The sequence below is a fragment of the Cobetia sp. 4B genome, assembly GCF_018831605.1.
In the GTDB taxonomy this organism is placed as follows: Bacteria; Pseudomonadota; Gammaproteobacteria; order Pseudomonadales; family Halomonadaceae; genus Cobetia; species Cobetia amphilecti.
The window spans coordinates 1,657,655-1,678,101 of the sequence record NZ_CP059843.1; the positions used below are offsets into that span (position 1 = coordinate 1,657,655).

At 62.3% G+C, this 20,447-nt stretch carries 16 protein-coding genes; 9 read left to right on the forward strand and 7 right to left on the reverse strand.

Annotation, left to right across the window (positions count from 1 at the left end):
* Nucleotides 1-75: 75 nt before the first annotated feature.
* From H2O77_RS07080 to aldA, 4 genes are all read right to left on the reverse strand, one after another.
* The gene (locus H2O77_RS07080; RefSeq protein ID WP_107335081.1) at nucleotides 76-834 is read right to left on the reverse strand and encodes an IclR family transcriptional regulator; all 759 of its coding nucleotides are present in this window, start codon (nucleotides 832-834) and stop codon (nucleotides 76-78) included.
* Nucleotides 835-1,013: 179 nt separating this feature from the next.
* Nucleotides 1,014-2,642, reverse strand: coding sequence for a GMC family oxidoreductase N-terminal domain-containing protein (locus tag H2O77_RS07085; protein ID WP_215824263.1), 1,629 nt, complete (start codon nucleotides 2,640-2,642; stop codon nucleotides 1,014-1,016).
* 5 nt (nucleotides 2,643-2,647) lie between these two features.
* Complete coding sequence (locus tag H2O77_RS07090; RefSeq protein ID WP_077373025.1) at nucleotides 2,648-3,883, reverse strand: mandelate racemase/muconate lactonizing enzyme family protein; 1,236 nt, start codon at nucleotides 3,881-3,883, stop codon at nucleotides 2,648-2,650.
* A 172-nt stretch (nucleotides 3,884-4,055) separates the two neighbouring features.
* Entirely contained in the window at nucleotides 4,056-5,480 is a 1,425-nt protein-coding gene (gene aldA / locus H2O77_RS07095) for an aldehyde dehydrogenase (RefSeq protein WP_215824264.1), read from the reverse strand.
* Between the two features lie 429 nt (nucleotides 5,481-5,909).
* Here aldA and H2O77_RS07100 point away from each other — a divergent pair, with 429 nt between their 5' ends.
* The 8 genes from H2O77_RS07100 to H2O77_RS07135 all read left to right on the forward strand — a co-directional run bounded on the left by H2O77_RS07100 (nucleotide 5,910) and on the right by H2O77_RS07135 (nucleotide 14,999).
* Nucleotides 5,910-6,542 carry an antibiotic biosynthesis monooxygenase gene (locus tag H2O77_RS07100; protein ID WP_215824265.1) on the forward strand — a complete coding sequence of 211 codons (633 nt, stop codon included), beginning with the start codon at nucleotides 5,910-5,912 and terminating at the stop codon, nucleotides 6,540-6,542.
* A gap of 335 nt (nucleotides 6,543-6,877) precedes the next feature.
* Nucleotides 6,878-7,591 (forward strand): UTRA domain-containing protein, encoded by a 714-nt coding sequence (locus H2O77_RS07105; RefSeq protein ID WP_054555867.1) that lies wholly within the window; start codon nucleotides 6,878-6,880, stop codon nucleotides 7,589-7,591.
* Nucleotides 7,592-7,736: 145 nt separating this feature from the next.
* Nucleotides 7,737-8,783, forward strand: a complete 1,047-nt coding sequence (locus tag H2O77_RS07110; RefSeq protein ID WP_215824266.1) for a putative 2-aminoethylphosphonate ABC transporter substrate-binding protein — start codon at nucleotides 7,737-7,739, stop codon at nucleotides 8,781-8,783.
* A 62-nt stretch (nucleotides 8,784-8,845) separates the two neighbouring features.
* The gene (locus H2O77_RS07115; RefSeq protein WP_215824267.1) at nucleotides 8,846-10,069 is read left to right on the forward strand and encodes a putative 2-aminoethylphosphonate ABC transporter ATP-binding protein; all 1,224 of its coding nucleotides are present in this window, start codon (nucleotides 8,846-8,848) and stop codon (nucleotides 10,067-10,069) included.
* Entirely contained in the window at nucleotides 10,066-11,757 is a 1,692-nt protein-coding gene (locus H2O77_RS07120) for a putative 2-aminoethylphosphonate ABC transporter permease subunit (protein ID WP_215824268.1), read from the forward strand. Before H2O77_RS07115 ends, H2O77_RS07120 begins: the two co-directional genes overlap by 4 nt.
* Nucleotides 11,758-11,806: 49 nt before the next feature.
* Complete coding sequence (locus H2O77_RS07125) at nucleotides 11,807-12,946, forward strand: 2-aminoethylphosphonate--pyruvate transaminase (RefSeq protein WP_153635509.1); 1,140 nt, start codon at nucleotides 11,807-11,809, stop codon at nucleotides 12,944-12,946.
* Between the two features lie 13 nt (nucleotides 12,947-12,959).
* Nucleotides 12,960-13,778 carry a phosphonoacetaldehyde hydrolase gene (gene phnX / locus H2O77_RS07130; RefSeq protein WP_153635510.1) on the forward strand — a complete coding sequence of 273 codons (819 nt, stop codon included), beginning with the start codon at nucleotides 12,960-12,962 and terminating at the stop codon, nucleotides 13,776-13,778.
* Between the two features lie 324 nt (nucleotides 13,779-14,102).
* Nucleotides 14,103-14,999, forward strand: coding sequence for a drug/metabolite transporter (locus H2O77_RS07135; RefSeq protein WP_153635511.1), 897 nt, complete (start codon nucleotides 14,103-14,105; stop codon nucleotides 14,997-14,999).
* Between the two features lie 117 nt (nucleotides 15,000-15,116).
* Here H2O77_RS07135 and H2O77_RS07140 read toward each other — a convergent pair whose 3' ends face one another.
* Nucleotides 15,117-16,598 carry a mannitol dehydrogenase family protein gene (locus H2O77_RS07140; RefSeq protein ID WP_215824269.1) on the reverse strand — a complete coding sequence of 494 codons (1,482 nt, stop codon included), beginning with the start codon at nucleotides 16,596-16,598 and terminating at the stop codon, nucleotides 15,117-15,119.
* Nucleotides 16,599-16,738: 140 nt separating this feature from the next.
* The gene (locus H2O77_RS07145; protein WP_153635513.1) at nucleotides 16,739-18,499 is read right to left on the reverse strand and encodes a hypothetical protein; all 1,761 of its coding nucleotides are present in this window, start codon (nucleotides 18,497-18,499) and stop codon (nucleotides 16,739-16,741) included.
* An 816-nt stretch (nucleotides 18,500-19,315) separates the two neighbouring features.
* On the opposite strand from H2O77_RS07145, the gene H2O77_RS07150 reads away from it, so the two are divergent.
* On the forward strand, nucleotides 19,316-19,711 hold the full coding sequence (locus H2O77_RS07150; protein ID WP_043334027.1) for an RcnB family protein: 396 nt from the start codon (nucleotides 19,316-19,318) through the stop codon (nucleotides 19,709-19,711).
* Between the two features lie 115 nt (nucleotides 19,712-19,826).
* Here H2O77_RS07150 and H2O77_RS07155 read toward each other — a convergent pair whose 3' ends face one another.
* Complete coding sequence (locus H2O77_RS07155; RefSeq protein ID WP_052384620.1) at nucleotides 19,827-20,435, reverse strand: XRE family transcriptional regulator; 609 nt, start codon at nucleotides 20,433-20,435, stop codon at nucleotides 19,827-19,829.
* Nucleotides 20,436-20,447: the final 12 nt, after the last annotated feature.

The window sequence follows — 20,447 nt, forward strand, 5'->3', positions numbered from 1 at the left end:
AAAAATACCTATATATATAGTGGCAAGACTTTGTGCGGTGCAGCATAAATGGCTCGTCAGGTGCCGTTTTCGACCTCAGATGATGCGCGAGGACAGCTGACGCGCCGCCTGAACCAGATGCTTGGAGTAGGCGCGAGCCTGCTGCGGATTCAGGCAGTCCTGGCTGATGACGGCGCTGATGGCGGCAATGGGCTCGTTGCGCATGTTCAGAACAGGCGCCGCGATACAGCTCAGCTGTCCTTCGGCCTCGCCGCTGGACACCGCATATCCCAGGCGTTGTGCACGTTCAAGCTCGGCATCCATCTCGTCACGGCGTTCGGCCAGGCCGGGCGTACTCCGCGTCGCAGCCTCCAGATACAGTTGGCATGAGGCCTCGGGGCGCATGGCGAGAATCGCCTTGCCGGCGGCACAGGCGTGCTGGGCCATGGTCTTGCCGATGTAGAGGTTGTAGCTGCCACTGCCGGAGGCATCGACCTTCGAGATCACCACCACCTGATCCCCGATGGGGATGCACAGGAAGATCGAGCGGTGAATCTCGTTCTTAAGAATCTCGGCGATGGGGTAGAAGACCGGAATCAGGCTCTGCTTGTTGTAGATCGTCGAGGAGATCTGGAAGATGCGCGAGCCGATGCAGTAGGACTTCTTGCGACCGGGATCGTGGGCGACCAGCTGATGGTGCAGCAGGGAGTTGATCACGCGGTGTCCGGTGGCAGGCGAGATGCCGGTGGACTCGCAGATTTCCGAGAGCGTCAGCGGGTAGGAGGCTGCCGCAAGCAGATCCAGAATCATGACACTGTGGTCGACGGCAGGGGCTTTGGTCTTCTCGTGATTCATGAACGCGGGGACACTCCGAAACGCGAATCTCGGTCACAGACGGCGTGCATCCGGGGCTGTGACACTTTGACGACGGATGAACGATGCCACACGGCATCTCTCATGCGCTGAAAATAAAACGGCCCATAGGGTACCAGACCCATGGGCCGTGCGCGGGTTGTTTGGTGGCTGACCTCGGCTCACTCGGTGTGATCGGCCAGCACCAGGTCCGCGCCTTTTTCCGCCACCATCATCACCGGCGCATTCAGATTGCCGGAGGTGATATTGGGGAAGATGGCGGCATCGATGACGCGCAGCCCCTCCACACCATGCACCTTCAGCCGGCTGTCGACCACGGCGTTCGCCTTGTCCGGGCCCATCGCGCAGGAGCCGCATAGGTGGTAGATGGAGCCTCCCTGAGAGCGGAAGTACGCAAGCATGCTGTCCTCATCCTGGACCGTCTCGGCCGGGGCGACCTCGCACTCGGTGATGGCCTTGAGAGCGGGCGCGCCCATCAGCTTGCGCACCAGGCGACTGCCCTGGATGACCTCATCAATGTCTTTCTGGGTGCTGAGGTAGTTGGGGCAGATGGTCGCCGGCGCCGCCGGGTCTGCCGAGGCCAGTGAAATGCTGCCACGGCTGGTCGGCCTGCAGGAATTGAAGGCCAACAGGAAGCCGGAATACGGCTCCGGCGTCAGCTTGGCCTTCGGGTCGTTGGGAATCTGGTAGGACATCGGATTGAAGTAGAGCTGGATGTTCGGCTCTGACTCCGCGTCGCTTCCGCGGAAGAATCCCCCGGCCTGATTGACGCTCATGCCCAGCGGTCCGCTGCGATTGACCAGATACTGCAGTCCCGCCTTGGCCTGGCCCCAGAAGGACGCGAAGTCGTCATTCAGCGTGGTGCGATTGGCGCGGTAATAGTAGCTGGCACACAGATGGTCCTGCAGGTTCTGCCCGACGGCCGGCAGGTCTACCTGCGTCTGGATGCCATGCGTGGCCAGCGCCTCACGCTCGCCGATCCCCGAAAGCTGCAGCAGCTTCGGGGAGTCCACGGCGCCAGCGCAGAGGATGACCTCGCGACGTGCCGTCACCTCGATGACCTCGTCATCAAGCCGGTAGACGACACCCGTGGCGCGCTTGCCGCCATCGGATGCCTCTTCCAGCGTCACGCGCTCCACCCGACAGATATGCTTGAGCGTGAGGTTGTCGCGTGACAGTGCCGGCTTCAGGTAGGCGGTGTTGCTGGAGTCCCGCTGCCCCTTGCGGATGTTGGCCTCATAGATGCCAGCACCCTCGAAGTGTTCGCCATTGAAATCATCATTGAGCGTGTAACCCAGTTCGCGGGCACCTTCCAGCCACGACTGGCAGATCGGGTGCGCGCCATGTTTCAGCGGCGTGATGCCGATCGGCCCCTGGCCGGAGCGATACTCGGTGTCGCCATCCGGGTGGCATTCAAGACGCTTGAAGTAGGGCAGTACCTCGCGATAGGACCAGCCGTCGTTGCCGGCGCGCGCCCAGTCATCGAAGTCCGAGGCCTGGCCCCGGACATAGATCATCGCATTGATGGAGCCGGAGCCACCCTGCACCTTGCCGCGGGGGGTATAGATCTTGCGCCCCCCCATCGCGGCTTCTTCCTTGCTGTAATACATGTAGTTGTAGGTCGGGTTGTAGTAGGTCTTGGCGAACCCGACCGGCACCTTGATCCAGGGCGAGGTGTCCTTGCCGCCGGCCTCCAGCAGCAACACGTTGTGGCGTCCGCTGGCGCTGAGCCGGTTGGCGAGGATGCACCCCGCTGACCCGGCACCGACAATGATGAAATCGTATTGCATCGGCGTTACGCCTCCGGCTTGCGCTTCCAGTCGGTGCTGGACTGTTCCTTCACGTCATAGGGACGCGGGTCCATGCTCAGGTGCAGGGTTCGGCCGGTGTAAGGCGAATTGGCCTTGACCACGTCCATGTCCAGCTCAACCCCCAGGCCCGGCTTGGTGGACGGGATGATGTAGCCATCACGCCACTCGATCTTCTCCTTGAGCACATCGGCGTGGAAGCCATCCCAGGTACCGATGCTTTCCTGAATCAGGAAGTTGGGCGTGGCGGTCGCCAGCTGGATGCTGGCCGCGGCGCCGACCGGGCCGTTGTAGAGATGCGGGGCGATCTGGGCGTAATAGACTTCTGCCAGCGCCGCGATCTTCTTGCCTTCCAGAATGCCGCCGACGCGTCCCAGGTTCATCTGCAGGATGGAGGCCGCGTTGTTCTTGAGCACATCGTGGAATTCGTACTTGGTGGTCAGGCGCTCACCGGTCGCGACCGGGATGGAGGTGTGGTCTGCCACGCGCGCCATGGCTTCGCTCTGTCCCGGCGGCACCGGCTCTTCCAGCCACAGCGGGTCATACGGCTCGAGATACTTGGCGAGACGAATGGCGGATGCCGGCGTCATCTGGCCGTGGGTGCCGAACAGCAGATCACAGCTGTTGCCGACCGCTTCGCGGATGCGGCGGCAGAAGGTGGCGCTCTTGTCCATGCCTTCCAGAGACAGCATCTGGCCGGAGTAGGCGGTGTAGGGGCCGGCTGGGTCGAACTTCAGCGCGGTGAAGCCCTTCTCGCGGTTTTCCAGTGCGCATTCGACAGCCAGCTCGACGTTGTCATAGTCGTAGTTGCCGCGTGCATCCTTGGGGTACAGGTAGGTGTAGGAGCGCAGCTTGTCGTGGACCTTGCCACCGATCAGCTCATACACCGGCAGACCGGCCGCCTTGCCGACGATGTCCCAGCAGGCCATCTCGAGACCGCTGAGCACACCCATCATGGTGAGGTCAGGGCGTTGGGTGAAGCCACTGGAGAAGGCTTCGCGGTACAGACGTTCAATATGATGCGGGTTCTTGCCCTCCAGGTAACGCGAGAAGACATCGGCGATCGCCTTGCTCATGACTTCCGGGTGGAAGGTGGCGGCATAGACTTCACCGACCCCTTCGATGCCGCAAGCGGTACGCAGCTGAACGAAGATCCAGTACATGCCGCCGACGTGGGGCGGCGGCGTGGCGACGATGTGTGTCTCGCAACTGACAACTTTCATGGTGGCAGGCCTTTCAGTGGTCACTGGCTAGCAGGAGATTGTGGAAGCGCACTGCCTGGCATGCCGTCATTCGACGCCAACAGCGCGCTTCCGGAAAGAAATGGGGTAGGGCGTCAGCGCCTCCGGGGAGAGGGTTCCCCGAAGGCGTGACAGGTAAAACGGAATGGCGTGATCAGTAGTTCATCACGACCAGACGGGTCTGGGTGTAGTCGAGCATGCCGTGCTTGCCATCATCACCGCCCAGGCCAGAGCGCTTCCAGCCGGCGTGGTAGCCCTGGTAGGGGTCCGCCGGGGTGCGGTTGATGTAGAGCTCGCCGGCTTCGATGTTGTTGGCGACCTTCATGGCGGTGCGATAGTTCTCGGTGAAGACCACGGAGGCCAGACCGAACTGGTGGTCATTGGCCAGTGCCAGCGCCTCATCCACATCGCTGTAGGTCAGCACCGGCAGTACCGGGCCGAAGATCTCTTCCTGCACGATCTCCATGTCCTGACGGCAACCGGTCAGCAGGGTCGGCGGGTAGAAGTGACCCTTGCCTTCGGGGATGTAGCCGCCGATTTCCAGAGTGGCGCCGTCATCGATGGCACGTTCCACCATCTGATGGATGTTGAGACGCGAATTCTCGTTGATCAGCGGCCCCATCAGGCTGGCATCTTCCAGACGGTTGCCAAACTTGACGCCTTCCATCTGCTGCTTCAGCTGGGCGACGAAATCGTCATAGACGGATTCGTGCACATAGACACGCTCGATGGCGGTGCACAGCTGGCCACAGTTGGTGAGGGTAGAGGCCGCGATCTGTGCCGCTGCCTTGGCCAGGTCGGCATCCGGCTCGACGATGGCCGGTGACTTGCCGCCCAGTTCCAGTGAAGACTTGGCGATGTTGACCTGGGAATATTCCAGGACCTTGCGACCGGCGCCGACGCTGCCGGTCAGGGTAATCATGCCCACCTTGGGGTGAGTGCAGACGGCTTCCGCGGTGCCGTGGTCCATCGCCAGGATGTTGACGATGCCTGCCGGAATGCCGGCATCCTGGATCGCCTTGGCGATCTCGAAGGCGGAGGTAGGGGTGTTGTTGCTCGGACGCACGACCACGGCATTGCCGGTGATCAGCGCCGGGGCGATCTTGCGCAGCAGGGTGAACACCGGGTAGTTGAACGGAATCAGGCAGGCCACGACGCCGATGGGCTCGCGCTGCAGTAGCAGGCTTTCATTGGGAGTGTCGCTGGGGACGATCTCGCCCTCGATACGACGTGCCCACTCGGCGTGGTAGCGCGTGATATCGGCGGCGTAGACGGCTTCATTGGTGGCGTCTTCCAGGCTCTTGCCGGATTCATCTGCCAATGCCTGGCCGATGGCATCCTTGCGCGCCATCAGCGCCTCGGCAAGCTTGTGCATGTAGCCGGCACGCTCGGTGCTGGTCTTGGCACGCCAGCCCTTCTGAGCCTTGGCCGCAATGCTCACCGCTTCAAGCGCTTCGTCAGTGGTTGCTGCCTGCACCTGACCTACCAGTGCTTCGGTGGCCGGGTTGTAGACCGAAATCATCTCGCCCTGGGATGAGGCGACGAATTCGTTGTTGATGAAGTTCTTGTCAGTGCGCATGCATCACTCCTCCTGAATTTGGCCTACAGGCTATGAAGTGACGTCAAAGGTGTCAAACTGTTTTTCACATGTAGAAATAGATTTCCGTATATGGAATTTTTCGCAGGGGTTATGGTTGGGAGAGTACTGCTGGTGGGAATGGCGTGAAAATGATTTCGTACGCCATTGCCTACCCATGGCCATCAGTGGGGAAACAGGGGGCTCAGCGTCCTGTCAGTGCGTTCAGCACCAACTGGTCAGCCTTGTTGTCGGGTACTCCAGCGTTTCCGCGTTCAAGGTTTCATTGAAAGTCTTTCTCCGTGCCGCGGGTTTTTCAGCCAGGCAGCGAAAGATAGTGTCATCCACTTCCCGAGACAGACCTGCTGCCACGTGACGCAACAGCTCTTGCCATTGGGCCGATGACAACCACTGACTAAAAGGGGCATCTCCATGCTCACCTTGATCGTGAAATTTGACGTCAAGCCCGAACAACTCGAAACCTTCAAGCGGGCCTTGGCTGACAACAAGCTGGGCTCAGCGGCTGAACCGGGGATGCTGGAAATGCGTTTCTTCGCGGCCAAGGATTCTCCCACCACCATTTTCGCCTACGAGCGCTGGGCAAGCACCGAAGCGCATCAGGCACATGTGAACCAGCCCTACGCGCAAGCCCTGCTGAAGCTGGCTGACACGGCGTTGGCATCGCCACTCGAGGTGATGCCCTTGAACGATACTGACCCGGCGCCATTGCATGAGGCGAACCCCAGGCACGTGCAGCCGGAAGATGAGGTATTCAGTATCTTCTTCATCTTCAAGATCAAGGAAGAATATCGCGCTCGATTGCTGCAGCAATTCACCACGCATGTGGCGAAGACGCGCAGTGAGGAGCCGGGCAATCTCGTGTTTGATCTGTATACCATCGACGGGCAGGACGACACGCTGGTGATATACGAGCATTGGCGCACGGAGTCAGACCTGTGGGACATTCACTTCCAGCAGCCCTATGCCATCGAGACAGGCAAGCTCTTGGAGCAGGCCATGGTCGGGGATATGCAGCAGTACCTGAATACCGTCAGCGAGTTCTGAGTTATCCCGTAGGTCATACGTTTCCTGTTTGTCCATTCGATGCGCAGCCCTTAGAGGCTGCGCATTGTGCGTTCACCCCCTCTTGAACATCAGCGTGCCATCCCACCGCCATCCACGCCTGTGAGCTCAACCAGGCGGCTGTCATCAAATCCGGCAACGCCAGCGGCACGTAAGCTGGCAGGCCAGTGCGAGTCACGCGAATGTGATAGTTTCTGGAGCATCCAGCCGTTTGGCGGCGCAGAGTCCCGGGCATTTTCTTCGCCGGCGGGGCAAGCGGCGCCGTGTTATTACCCGGTAGTGGCAACCCTCTTCATCTTTGGTCAGGACTCCTCGTCATGAGTGATGCGTATTACCTCCACCTTACCGATCGCCTGCGCGAACAGCTGAAGGACCCTGATGCCTTTGAAGAGGGGCGTTTGCCTTCTGAGCGAGTGCTGGCCGAGCGCTTCGATACCACGCGCGTGACGTTGCGTCAGGCGTTGGGGCAGCTGGAGGGAGAAGGGCGCATTCATCGCAGCAATCGGCGTGGGTGGTTTGTGTCGCCGCCGCGGCTGGATTACGACCCCACGCGTGACTCCGGCTTCAATGACTATGTGACGGCGCAGGGGCGGCGGCCACGCACGGAAGTGCTGCTGACCGATGTTCAGGCCTACCCACCGGCTGCGCAAGCGCTGGGCCTGGCGGCCCAGACACCGCTCTATCATATTCGCCGCCGGCGTTTCGTGGATGAGCGCGCCGTGCTCAGCGAGTCGATGTGGGTGGTGCCCGAGCGCGCGCCGGGACTGCTCGAGGAGGGCCAGTTCGGGGTGTCACTGTGGGCGGAGCTGCGTGGGCGCTATGGCCTGACGCTGGCCCACCGTGAGCTGCGCTTCTACTCCGAGTCGCTGGGGGAGCAGGCCGCCCGGGAGCTGGGGGTCGCCATGGGTAGCCCCGGTCTGACCGTGCGTCGCGCTACCTTCGATGAGCAGCATCGTCCCATCGGCTATGACGAAGAGCGCTGGTTGCACAATGCGCTGTGCATCACCGTCACGCTCAAGAACAAGCCCTGAACCCGCGCTGCAGGGACACTATATGAGGTAACACTGTTTCACTGGGCCTTCAACTGACTGTCACGGGGGTGTCATTCGGCCCGCCCATACTCTTGGTATATACCAGATGGCGAGAGCCATTCATTCCAAGCGTTGGAGAGTCCCGATGTCCTTCTTGACCCGTTCCTTCCTCACCCGTTCCTTGCTGGCCAGTGCCGTTGGTCTGGTCGTTTCCCTCAATGCCCAGGCGGCCACCGAGCTCACCGTCTATACCGCGGTGGAGTCCGATGATCTGCAGAAATATGCCGAGCGCTTCCAGCAGGCGCATCCGGATATCGACATCAAATGGGTGCGCGACTCCACGGGCGTGATCACCGCACGATTGCTGGCCGAGAAGGACAACCCGCAGGCGGATGTGGTGTGGGGCCTGGCCGCGACCAGCCTGCTGGTGCTCGAGAAGGAAGGCATGCTGTCGCGTTATGCCCCCAAGGGTGTCGAGGCGCTGAATAGCAAGTTCGTCGACCCCGCCTACCGTGATGGCCAGGACCCGTCCTGGGTCGGGATGGACGCCTGGGTCGCCTCGCTCTGCTACAACACCGTCGAAGGTGAGCGACTGGGAGTGCCCAAGCCGACGTCCTGGGAAGACCTCACGCGTCCTGAGTTCAAGGGCCACGTGATCATGCCCAACCCGAGTTCTTCCGGTACCGGTTATCTGGATGTCGCCAGCTGGTTGCAGCTGTGGGGTGACGAGGGCGGCTGGGAGTACATGGACCGCCTGCACGACAACATTGCCCGCTACACCCACTCAGGCTCCGCACCTTGCAATCTGGCCGGTTCCGGCGAGGCCGTGGTCGGTGTGTCCTTCGCCTTCCGAGGCGCGCGCCTCAAGGCACAGGGCGCACCGGTGGACCTGGTCTTCCCCGTGGAAGGGCTGGGCTGGGACATGGAAGCCGCGGCGATCATGAAGGGCACCGACAAGCGTGAGGCGGCGCAGACACTGATGGATTGGGCAGTGTCCAAGCCGGCCAATGAACTCTACAACGAAGGCTATGCGGTCGTGGCCTATCCGGGGGTGGCCAAGCCGATCGAGCATTATCCGGCCAACATCACCGAGATGATGATCGAGGCTGACTTTGCCAAGGCGGCCAACCAGCGGGATGAAGTGCTCGCCGAATGGCAGCGCCGTTACGACGGCAAGTCCGACAGTCAGTAAGTCACGCCCAGCCACCTTCGTCATTGCCCCGGCGCATTGCGCCGGGGTCGGGAGTTTCTCGCATGTCTCTTGTGACCGCACCCCCGCGTCATCACGCCTCGCGCCAAGCGCCGCCAGCGACTGCCGGCGCCTCGCCTCGCGCGGTCTCCGGCCCTGCAGCCCGGGCGCCTGCGCGTGACGCAGCGCCTCAGGCACTCACCACGCGTTCTGCGTCGTCAGACAGCATTCACCTCAAAATCAGCGGCCTCACCAAGCGCTATGGCCAGTTCACGGCCCTGAGCGAGATCGACCTTGCGATCCGCGAGGGCGAGTTCGTGTGCTTCCTCGGCCCCTCTGGCTGTGGCAAGACCACCTTGCTGCGCGCCATCGCCGGGCTTGCGCCGCAGAGCGAAGGCACCATCCACCAGCGCGGCCAGGACATCTCGCGTCTGCCGCCCCAGGCGCGCGACTTCGGCATCGTCTTCCAGTCCTATGCGCTGTTCCCCAATCTCACCGTGTTCGACAACGTGGCCTATGGGCTGCGCAATCGGCGCGATGCGCGTGACGCGATGCGTCGTCGCGTGACGGAGCTGCTCACCCTGGTGGACCTGGCCGGCAGTGAAGGCAAGTATCCGGCGGCCCTGTCCGGGGGCCAGCAGCAACGCGTGGCACTGGCGCGGGCGCTGGCGACCGAGCCGGGGCTGCTGTTGCTCGATGAGCCGCTTTCAGCACTGGATGCGCGCGTACGCCTGCATCTGCGCAGTCAGATCAAGGCACTGCAGGCACGGCTGGGCGTCACCACCATCATGGTGACCCACGACCAAGAAGAGGCCCTGGCCATGGCGGACCGCATCGTGGTGATGAACCATGGCGTGATCGAGCAGATCGGCACCCCTGCCGAGATCTACCGTCGGCCGGCGAGCGCCTTCGTGGCCGAATTCATCGGCAGCATGAACTTCCTGCAATGCTGTCCCGAGAACGCCAGTACCCTGCGTCTGGGTCAGCAGCGTCTGGAATGCGCGGCGCATGATCTTGAGGGGCTGGATCAGGCGCGTCTGGCCATTCGCCCGGAAGCCGTCTCGCTGTGCGCAGTGGGGGAGGGGCTGTCGGCGCAGGTGGAGCACGTCGAGTTTCTCGGCGCCTTCCTGCGTATCACTCTGACGCTTGAGGGCTGTGGGCAGACACTGTCGGCGGATGTGGCGCTCAAGGACAGTGAGTCACTGGGCGTGCGGGTCGGTGCTCGGGTGGGTGTGCGTCTGCCGTCCGAGGCGATCCGCCTGTATCCGTTGGTGGAGGCGCAGGCATGATGGCGCGCGCATTGTCCTTGTCGGGTCGGCTGTCAGGCGAGTCCGGCTTGCGTCTGTTGATGTTGCTGCTGGCCCTGGCGCTGCTGGTCATCGGGCTGCTGTTGCCGCTGGCCACCATGCTGATCAAGAGCGTGCAGGACCGCAGCGGCGACTTCGTCGGCCTGGCCAACTTCGCGCGCTATGTGCAGACGCCGGCGCTGGTCGGCTCGATCATCAATTCCGTCAGCATCGCGTTGATCAGTACCCTGACGGTGGTGAGTCTGGCCTTCCTGTGCGCGTACGGCACCACCCGCACCTGCATGCCGGGCAAGCGCGTCTTCCGCATGCTGTCCATCCTGCCGCTACTGGCTCCGTCACTGCTGCCAGCCATCAGTCTGGTGTATCTTTTCGGCAATCAGGGCTGGTTCAAGGATGTGCTGCTGGGGGAGAGCATCTACGGCCCCATCGGCATCGTGATGGGCATGACATTCTGGATCTTCCCGCATGCGCTGATGATCATGATGACGGCGCTCAGCAACAGCGATGCCCGTCTCTATGAAGCCGCGGACGCGCTGGGAACGCCCAAATGGCGCAGCTTTCTGACCATCACCTTGCCGGGTGCGCGCTACGGCATCATCTCCTGTGCCTTCGTGGCCTTCACGCTGGCGATCACCGATTTCGGCGTGCCGAAGATCATTGGCGGGCAGTTCAGTGTGCTGGCCACCGATGTCTATCGTCAGGTGGTGGGGCAGCAGAACTTCCAGATGGGCGCGGTGGTCAGCGTCATCCTGCTGTTGCCGGCCTTGCTGTCCTTCGCGGTGGACCGCTGGATCCAGCGCCGTCAGGTCGCGCAGCTCTCGGCGCGCGCCGTGCCCTGGCAGCCGACGCCAAGCCCGCTGCGTGACTGGGTCTTCGCGCTGCTCTGCTATGGCGTGGCCGCCGCGATTCTGGCCGTGATCGGCACCGCCATCTATGCCTCGCTCGTGCAGTTCTGGCCCTACAACCTGAGCCTGACCCTCGATCACTACGCCTTCAAGGCGCTGGCGGGTGGTGGCTGGGACGCGTGGCTCAACTCGCTGACGCTGGCCTTCTGGGCCACCTTGATCGGCACGCTGGTCATCTTCTTCAACGCCTGGCTGACCGAGAAGAGTCAGGGCTATCGCCCGCTGCGCCAGGGACTGCACTTCATGGCGATGATGCCGATGGCCGTGCCGGGCATGGTGCTGGGTCTGTCCTACATCTTCTACTTCAACCAGGCCGACAACCCGCTGAACTGGATCTACGGCACCTTCGCGATTCTGGTGCTCAACACCCTGGTGCATTTTTATACCGTCTGCCACCTGACCTCGGTGACCGCGCTCAAGCAGCTCGATGGGGAATTCGAGGCGGTCGGTGCCTCACTCAAGGTGCCGTTCTGGAAGACCTTCTGCCGCATCACCTTGCCGGTGTCTCTGCCGTCAGTGCTGGATATCTCGGCCTATCTGTTCATGAACGCGATGACGACCGTCTCGGCGGTGGTATTTCTCTACAACAGCGATACCCGACTGGCCTCCATCGCGGTGATGCATCTCGACGAAGCCGGGCACTTCGCCAGCGCGGCCGCCATGGCAGTGCTGATCTTCTTCACCTGTCTGGGCGTCAAGCTGCTGCATGCGGTGGTCAGTCATCTGCTGTTGACCCGTGCCCAACGCTGGCGACAGGCGACCTGATTACGCCGTTGGCCGTCTTTTTTTTGTGCAAATTAACTGGTATATACCAATGAGTATTCAACATCCGTACCTGCTGACTCCCGGTCCCTTGACCACCAGTGAGAGCGTCAAGGCCGCCATGATGAAGGACTGGGGCTCCTGGGATCAGGACTTCAACACCAAGACCGCCGAGATCTGCCAGCAGTTGCTCCGCTGTGCCAATGCCAGTGAGCACCATGAGTGCGTGCCGATGCAGGGCAGCGGTACCTTCGCGGTCGAGGCGGCGCTGGGCAGTCTGATCGAGCCGACGAGTACGACGCTGGTGCTGGTCAATGGCGCCTATGGCAAGCGGCTGGTCAGTCTACTGACCCGCATGGGGCGCGACTGCGACGTGCTGGCGTGGGGCGATGCCGAGGCGCCGTGTGCCAAGGCCGTGGCCGACAGACTCGCGGCAAGGCCCGAGATCGGCCATGTCGCCATGATTCACTGCGAGACAAGCTCCGGGATGCTCAATCCGGTGGCGGACATCGCCGAGGTGGTGGCAGCACACGGCCGTGAGCTGATCCTCGATTCGATGAGTGGCTTCGGGGCGCTGGAGATCGATGCGCAACGTACCCCGTTTCTGGCGCTGATCTCCTCGGCCAACAAATGCTTCGAGGGGGTGCCGGGGTTCGGCTTCGTGATCGCCCGGCGCGATGCGCTGCAGGCGGCACAGGGGCGTAGCCACTCACTGTCGCTGGACCTGCACGATCAATGGCAGTACCTCAAGCGCACCGGCCAATGGCGTTATACCCCGCCGACTCACGTGGTGGCGGCTTTTCACCAGGCGCTGAAGGAACACGCCGAGGAGGGCGGCGTCGCGGGTCGCCACGCCCGGTATCACGCCAACATGCAGCGACTGGTGGCAGGCATGCGTCAGCGCGGCTTCACGACCCTGCTCGACGATGCCTGGCTGTCGCCGATCATCACCACCTTCCTGAGCCCGGCACACCCGGACTTCGACTTTTCACGTTTCTACGCCGAGCTCAAGGCACGTGGCTTCATCATCTACCCGGGCAAGCTCACCGACGTGGAGAGCTTCCGCATCGGCAGCATCGGGCAGCTGGATGTCCGCGTGATGGATCAACTTCTGGCCGCCGTGGATGACGCGCTGGCCACCCTGGGTGTCGACGATGCCCGCCCGTGCGCTGGCGCTGTCGCACTTAACTGACTGGAGAACTGTCATGCAATATCACACCCCGGATCGTCTGCAGGCTGCCATCTTCGATTGGGCCGGCACCCTGGTGGATTTCGGCTCCTTCGCGCCGACCCAGATCTTCGTCGAGGCCTTCGCGGAAATCGGCGTGGCCATCAGTCTGGAAGAGGCGCGCGGCCCGATGGGCATGGGCAAATGGGAACACATCCGCACCCTGTGTGATGACCCAGCGATCGCGGCCCGTTTCGAGGCAGCCTGTGGCCACGCCCCGAGTGATGCCGATGTCACGGCGCTTTATGAGCGCTTCATGCCGCTGCAGATCGACAAGATCGGGGCGCACTCCGCACTGATTCCCGGCGCGCTCGAGGTCATCAACGGGTTGCGCGACAAGGGCATCAAGATCGGCTCCTGCTCCGGCTACCCCCGAGAGGTGCTCGAGCAGGTGGTCGCACGGGGCAAGGGCAATGGGCTGGTGGTGGACCATGTCGTGGCCACTGATGAGGTGCCCAAAGGGCGACCCTCTCCGGCGCAGTCTCTGGCCAATGTCATCGCGCTGGGCATCACTGACGTGGCGGCCTGTGTGAAAGTGGATGACACGGCGCCGGGGCTGCTGGAAGGTCGCAGCGCCGGCATGTGGACGGTCGCGCTGACCTGCTCCGGCAACGCCATGGGGCTGGATCACGCGGTGTTCATGGACCTGTCGGAGGCAGAGCTCAACGAAAGGCGTAGCGCCATCGAAGCCCAGTTCACGCCGTCCGGGCCGCACTTCATGATCGACACCATCGCGCAGCTGCCCGAGGTGATCCGCGAGATCGAGGCGCGTCTGGCGCGCGGTGAGCGCCCCTGACAGCCTGGTGACGGGGTGGCGACGCCAGGCCTGCCTGTCACCTCGCTCGCCCACCTTGATCTACCATTTCACCCCACCACTTCACTCCACCCCTTCAGGCGCCAGCCTCGGGTCCTTGCACAAGGCCTTGAGGCTGGCGTCTTCTCGCAAAAGGTAAGGACATATGCTCATTGGCGATTGCCGCCTGGTTGCCCTGAAAGCCCGTAATTCCCGCATGCCCGTCCGCATGCCTGTCCCCATGCACGGGCAAGCTCACTCTCAAGCCCAATTTCATGTTCAAGCTCAAGCTCAAGTTCAAGCCCACACGATTGCCGTGAGTGCCTCTTGAGCCCACTGGCGCTGGGACTCATCCTGATCTCGGTCTGTCTGCATGCCGGCTGGAATCTGCTCGGCAAGGGGCGGGCGCCGTCGCTGGCCTTCTTCATGCTGGCCATGGCCAGTGGTGCGCTGATCTTTGCGCCGCTGCTGGGACTGGGGCCATCGTTTGCCGTGCTGCCCACTGAATTCTGGGGCTGGCTGGTGGCCACCGGCCTCTGTCAGGTGCTCTACATGGGCGGACTTGCCTGGGCCTATGCGCGCGGCGAGGTCAGTGTGCTGTATCCCATCGCGCGGGCCTTGCCGGTGGTGCTGGTGCCGCTGGTGTCACTGAGTCTGCTGGGCAGTCAGGCACTCACGGCGTTGGATCTGGTCGGCATGGGGCTGATCGTGCTCGGCGCGTTGGTGCTGCCCTTGAGCAGTCCGCAGGGCCTGCGCCCCTCGACCTACCTGACGCCCGCGTTGGGGTTCGCGCTGCTGGCAGCAGTCGGCACCACCGGCTATTCGCTGATCGACAAGCAGGCGCTGGATATCATGGTGAGTGTCGGTTACTCGCCCACCTCGGCGGGCGCTGTCTTTCTGGTGTTGCAGGCCATCATGACCGTCGCTTGGGGCGCGCTGCTGGTGATGTTGCTGCCGGCAGAGCGTCGCCGCCTGCCCGCGCTATGGCGGGGGGAGCGGGGCAGCATGGTGCTGACCGGCGTGATGGTGATGGCGACCTACGGGCTGGTGCTGGTTGCCATGACGCTGACGGCGGAGGTCAGCCTCGTCGTTGCAATGCGTCAACTGTCGATCCCGCTGGGCGTGATGCTCGGGGTGCTCTGGTTGCGCGAGCGAGCGGCCATCGCCAAGTGGATCGGCATCGTCATCATGCTGGCGGGACTGTGGACCGTTGCGCTGGTGTGAGGAAAGGCGTGGCATGAGGCACCAAAAAAGCGAGACAGGCGGCTGCCTGTCTCGCTTTTGTCTTTCTGCGGGCGCTGGCGGGGCATCACGCTGTCGTGAGCCCCTGCACCGCCATGCTTACTTGGCGTCTGCCACCAGCATTTCCAGCGTGGCGCGGGCACCGTTGTCGTGCAGGCTCTTCAGGGCCTTGAGGTAGGCATCGCGGAAGCGCGGCTGGTCGACCAGGTCACCGAATAGTTCACGGTTGTCCAGGAAGGCGGTCGGCTCTTCGCGCTGACGGCTGGCACGCTCCATCAGCTCGTCCTTCAGCGGGTCGACCACATCGATGGTCTCGCCTTGCTCGTCCACGCCTTCGGCATAACGTGCCCAGCTGGCCACGACGGCTGCGGTACGACGCAGTTCGCCATCGGTCTTGAGCTGTGCGTGTGCCACCGGGATCAGGAACTTCGGAATACGGTCGGAGGTCTCGGCGCACAGACGCGCGAGGGTGTCCTTGACTTCTGGGTTGGCGAAACGCTCGATCAGCGTGCGGCAATGGGCGTCGAGATCGATACCCGGCAGCTGAGCCAGCGTCGGGCGAGCTTCCTCGTTCATGTAGCCGAGCAGGAAGTCGACGATCAGCGGGTCGTTGCAGGCTTCATGGGCGTAGCGATAGCCGGCCAGGTAGCCGAAGTAGCACAGCGCCTGGTGACCGGCGTTGAGCAGACGCAGCTTCATCAGCTCATAGGGCTCGACATCTTCCACCGGCTGCACGCCGGCATCTTCAAAGGCCGGGCGGCCATTGGCGAAGTGGTCTTCCAGCACCCACTGGGTGAAGGGCTCGCAGACCACCGGCCAGGCGTCTTCCACGCCGAAACGTGAGGACAGCTCTTCGATGTCAGCCGGCGTGGTCACCGGCGTGATGCGGTCGACCATGGAGTTGGGGAAGGGCACTTCGGCTTCGATCCATGTCGCCAGTTCTGCATCACGTGCGCGCGCGTAGGCAGTGAACATCTTGTGAGCGACGTTGCCGTTGCCTTCGATGTTGTCACAGGACATCACGGTGAACGGGGCGACGCCACGCTCGCGACGACGTGCCAGGGCTTCGGTGATCAGGCCGAAGCTGGTCTTGGCTTCCCCCGGGTTGGCCAGGTCGTGCTGGACGTCGGCGTTCTCGAGATTGAATTCGCCGGTGACCGGGTGGAAGTTGTAGCCACCTTCGGTGACGGTCAGCGAGACGATGCGGATCGCCGGGTCGGCCATCAGCTCGATGACGGCATCCGGGGAGTCCGGGGCAAAGCGGTAATCGATGATGGAACCCACCACGCGCGGCTCATAGTTGCCGTCCGGGTGCTTGAGTACCACGGTGTAGAGGTGGTCCTGCGAGGCCAGGGCTTCCTGCATGCGGCGGTCGCCCGGCATCACGCCGACGCCGACGATGCCCCAGTCCAGCGCCTTGCCCTGATTCATCAGCTCGTCGAGGTACATGGCCTGGTGCGCACGATGGAAACCGCCCACGCCGAAGTGGACGATACCGGCGCTGACCGCAGTGCGGTCATAGTTCGGAGTGGCTACCTTGGCGTCCAGCTGAGTCAGACTGGCATTGGAGAGACGGGTCATGGGGAGGTCTCCTGCCGCGTGTCGCGGTCGAGTCGAGATGGGTAAAGAAAGGGTAGGTCGTAACGGCCAGCGGCGAAGGTCACCCGTGTGATTCAGGCTTCCTTCGCCGCTGGCATGGCAGGGGGCAAGCCCCTGCCGACTCAGCTAGCGGTGGCCGCTTGCTTGGGGGACTGCTTGTTGAACAGCGCCTTGCTGCGCTGCAGCTCCCAGTACGCGAAGATGAAGTAGATGATCGTCGACCAGATGGTCACGTCATAGAACAACTCACGATTCGCTTCGTAGCTGGCCAGGTCCGGGCTGCCGAAGAGTACGCGCAGCGCGAGGACCATCGGCACCGCCAGGCCCAGCACCATCCAGACGGCCTTGATGGCCTTGGTCAGACCCGAAGTGTCCTTGACCGGTGCGTGGTTGGTGGTCTCGGCCTGCTTGGCGTGCAGGGCTTCGACACGCTCCTGGAATTCCCGCTCGGCCGCTTCGGCTTTCGGGTAGGAGTCGGCTGCACCGGCAGATCTGGCCATCAGGGTGTAGAGGATGATGGAGACGAACCAGGTCGGCAGGAACAGGTAGTAGAACGGGATCACGTCGACCGTCTCGAGGCCAAAGCCGAAGATCAGTGACAGCGCCCAGGTTGCCAGTGCCGGCGTGTTGTGCTTCACGCCCTTGTAGCGCGCCCAGTAACGGCTGAAGCCGAGTTTCGGGAACAGGTGATGCTCAGCGAAGATGATCCCGCCGACCGGCACCAGCACCAGGCCCGCATAGGTCAGCAGCGGCAGCATGCTGCGATAGACGAACGGGAAGCAGCTGAGCACGGCAACGCAGATACCCACGGCCAGCGTCGCCTTGTTGCGCGACAGGTTCGGCATGGCCGACTGGGCGGCAAGGCCCGCGCGGTACAGGTTGGCGTTGGCGGTGGTCCAGCCTGCGACGACCACGATAACGAAGCCAGCGGCGCCAAGGGCGTGCAACGCCACTTCGCCCGGTTCCAGCACATCGATGCTGATACCGGCGACGGCTGCGGTGGCCGCGCCCATCAGACCGGCGGAGATCCAGGCGACATAGTGGCCGAACATCATGCCGGTGCTGGTCGCAAGGCCGGAGCGCATACGCTTGGCATAGCGCAGCAGCGCCATGTCGATCAGACCGAAGTGGGAGAAGGTGTTGGCCGCCCAGGAGAAGCCGATGACTTCCCAGATGCCGATGCCCGCTTCGCCCTGGGAGTTGATCCCGGTGAAGACGGTACTGCCGGCGACATCAATGAAACTCGAGAAACTGTTCAGGCTGGTTTCACCAGTGACGGACTCCGCCAGTTCCGGCAGCAGAACCATGCCGCCGACGGTGAACATCAGCATCAGCCACGGGGCACAGATGCTGGCGAATTCGGTCAGGGCGTTGAAGCCATAGACCGCGACCAGCACCACAATGGCCGCCACGGCCAGTGCCAGCAGGATGAACTCGAAGCTGGTGGGATAGGCCTGGGTCTGGGCCGGGATGTCGAACAGCAGCCTGACCGCCGTGGCGGAAACGGTAATCATGGCCGCCGATATGGCGGTGAATATGACCACGTTGGCCCAATTGTAGAGCCGTGACATCGAATCACCGGCAATACGGTGAAGATAGGTGAAGAGGCTCAGACGGGTCTCGATCGCGATTGGCGTCGTGATCAACCAGAAGCTGAGCACTGCGAGGCCATTACCGATCAGCAGGCCCAGCAGGATATCCCAGATACCGGCACCGAGCGCCACGAAGGTGGCACCGATGACGAACTCGGTCGCGGCAACGTGCTCGGCGGCATAGAGACCGGCAAAGTGTGGCCACCGGTGCAGTTTATGACGTGGCACCGGCAGTAGCTCATCGTCCATATGGGCGATCTGCCGATCCAAATCTGGCGCAGTACTGGCCATGATTGGCTCCTGTTTTTTTACGGCTTGTCTTGCTGCTCCTACCCGAGATGTCACGCAGCCGCCTTGGCGATCCTGTCGGCGATGACGAGGGTAGATCGTCTATTATCGATCAAATGACTCAGGTGTGGTGCAAATGATCGGTGAATGGTCATCAAAACGCAAAGCCCGCGTGCTTGAACTTTGGGCTATGACCTCGAGTGATCATGGCTATGGAAGTCAGGAAAGCGCTGAAGGCCGCATGAAATCAGGGCTTGCGCGAGGGTGTCTCGATTCAATGACACGATTCAGCAAAATGAATTTTTCCGTTCTCACACCCCGTTCGGCGCCTGAAGCATTGTGTCCTGGCTAAAACGGCCAACGATCCAGGGCCAGATATCTCACAACTCTGAGGGTGGTCTTGCACCGATGTGGTGCGATCGGCGTACCCGGCATCGTCGCTTTCTTGCCATGCCTCAGCAGTCTCCTGATCGAGGCCCGGGAGTCGAAAGGGGAAATGGGGCAGCGGAGAGGGCAGCGGAAAGGGCAGCGGAAAGGGCAGCGGAAAGGGCAGCGAAAGTCGGGTCGCTGCGAGAGAGCACTATAAAGAGCGCTATAGAGGTGGCGACATATAAAGGTGGGTGTTGGTCAGTGGCGACATCGGTTTCGGCACAATGCGACGGAAAGTGCATGAAATAACGACAAAGAACGAGAAAAATGAGACATCTTGCGGCGTCCCCCAGTTCTCGCTAAGGTTGCGCAACACTGTTTCCTAACCAGGAAGCCCCAACATGACTCCCGGCGCTTGATTGGCGACGGGGCAAGGCGAGGAGGCCAGCCATGCGAACGCGCACACTGACCATTCTGATGATGATATTCACGCTGCTGGGAGCCCCGCTGGCTCAGGCAGGACCGCACGATAGAGGCCATGGGCATCATGACCGTGGGCATGGCCACCACGACCGCGGCCATCACGGCAAACAGCACAAGAAGCACCACAAGCAGCAGCGCCACCATGAACGCCGCCGTCATGAGGCGCGACGCCATCACCAGTGGCGCCGTGGCGACCACCTGCCGCGTCATTACTACTCCGACAGCCGCTACTGGGTGAAGGACTGGCACCATCGTCATCTGTCCAAACCGCCGCGCGGTCATCGTTGGCTGAACATCGATGGGCGCTATGTGCTGGCCGCGGTGGCGGGTGGCGCGATCACGGCCATCATTCTCAATCGCTGAATTAGTGGCCAACAGGCTGCGCTAAGCAAGACGATGAAAAAGGGGCCTCTGATGAGGCCCCTTTTTCATGTCCGATCTTCAGTGGAAAGTGCTGTCCACATGAGGCTCGATCCCCTCACGCGTAGGCACTGCATACCCAGGTCATGGTCGCGGGGGTGTCACCGTTGTAGGTGATGGCGTGTCCGAGGGTGCTGTCGAAGGCCAGGCTGTCACCGACCTTGAGCTTGATGGGGTCGTAGAGTTCGGTCCAGACCGTCACCTCGCCGCTGGTCACGATGATCTGTTCCTGGCCGGAATGTTTTTGCAGGCCGCCGAACTCCTCGAGACTGCGATTGAGCACGGTGGTTTCCAATACCATGTATTCCTTGGACGCCACATTGTTGCAGAGCGGTCGATAGCGGTAGTTGGGCGTCTCGATGACGTCTCCCTCCTGTGCTCGCGTCAACGCGAGCCAACCCCGAAATGCCGCGTCCTCCGTGTGATAGAACAGCTCGCTGACATCCACCTTCAGGCCCCTAGCGAGATTCACGATCGCCTCGAAGGTCGGCGAGATACGTCCATTCTCGATTCTCGACACGCTGGCCGCCGAGATACCTGACGCGCTGGCCACGGCCGCGATGGTCAGTCCCTTCTCCTTGCGTAGTGCCTTGAGATTGTCACCAATGGCGCCTGCCTTGCGTTCTCGGTGCTTCAGCGCGATCGGCGTTTCCTGGTGGGGTGTCATGTCAGCGTGCTC

Coding starts and splice junctions, on each gene's coding strand:
- H2O77_RS07115 (WP_215824267.1), top strand. CDS start 8,846: ATGTCTCTTGTGACCGCACCCCCGCGTCATCACGCCTCGCGCCAAGCG.
- H2O77_RS07110 (WP_215824266.1), top strand. CDS start 7,737: ATGTCCTTCTTGACCCGTTCCTTCCTCACCCGTTCCTTGCTGGCCAGT.
- H2O77_RS07125 (WP_153635509.1), top strand. CDS start 11,807: ATGAGTATTCAACATCCGTACCTGCTGACTCCCGGTCCCTTGACCACC.
- H2O77_RS07120 (WP_215824268.1), top strand. CDS start 10,066: ATGATGGCGCGCGCATTGTCCTTGTCGGGTCGGCTGTCAGGCGAGTCC.
- H2O77_RS07100 (WP_215824265.1), top strand. CDS start 5,910: ATGCTCACCTTGATCGTGAAATTTGACGTCAAGCCCGAACAACTCGAA.
- H2O77_RS07085 (WP_215824263.1), bottom strand. CDS start 2,642: ATGCAATACGATTTCATCATTGTCGGTGCCGGGTCAGCGGGGTGCATC.
- H2O77_RS07105 (WP_054555867.1), top strand. CDS start 6,878: ATGAGTGATGCGTATTACCTCCACCTTACCGATCGCCTGCGCGAACAG.
- H2O77_RS07090 (WP_077373025.1), bottom strand. CDS start 3,883: ATGAAAGTTGTCAGTTGCGAGACACACATCGTCGCCACGCCGCCGCCC.
- H2O77_RS07080 (WP_107335081.1), bottom strand. CDS start 834: ATGAATCACGAGAAGACCAAAGCCCCTGCCGTCGACCACAGTGTCATG.
- H2O77_RS07140 (WP_215824269.1), bottom strand. CDS start 16,598: ATGACCCGTCTCTCCAATGCCAGTCTGACTCAGCTGGACGCCAAGGTA.
- H2O77_RS07145 (WP_153635513.1), bottom strand. CDS start 18,499: ATGGCCAGTACTGCGCCAGATTTGGATCGGCAGATCGCCCATATGGAC.
- H2O77_RS07155 (WP_052384620.1), bottom strand. CDS start 20,435: ATGACACCCCACCAGGAAACGCCGATCGCGCTGAAGCACCGAGAACGC.
- phnX (WP_153635510.1), top strand. CDS start 12,960: ATGCAATATCACACCCCGGATCGTCTGCAGGCTGCCATCTTCGATTGG.
- aldA (WP_215824264.1), bottom strand. CDS start 5,480: ATGCGCACTGACAAGAACTTCATCAACAACGAATTCGTCGCCTCATCC.
- H2O77_RS07150 (WP_043334027.1), top strand. CDS start 19,316: ATGCGAACGCGCACACTGACCATTCTGATGATGATATTCACGCTGCTG.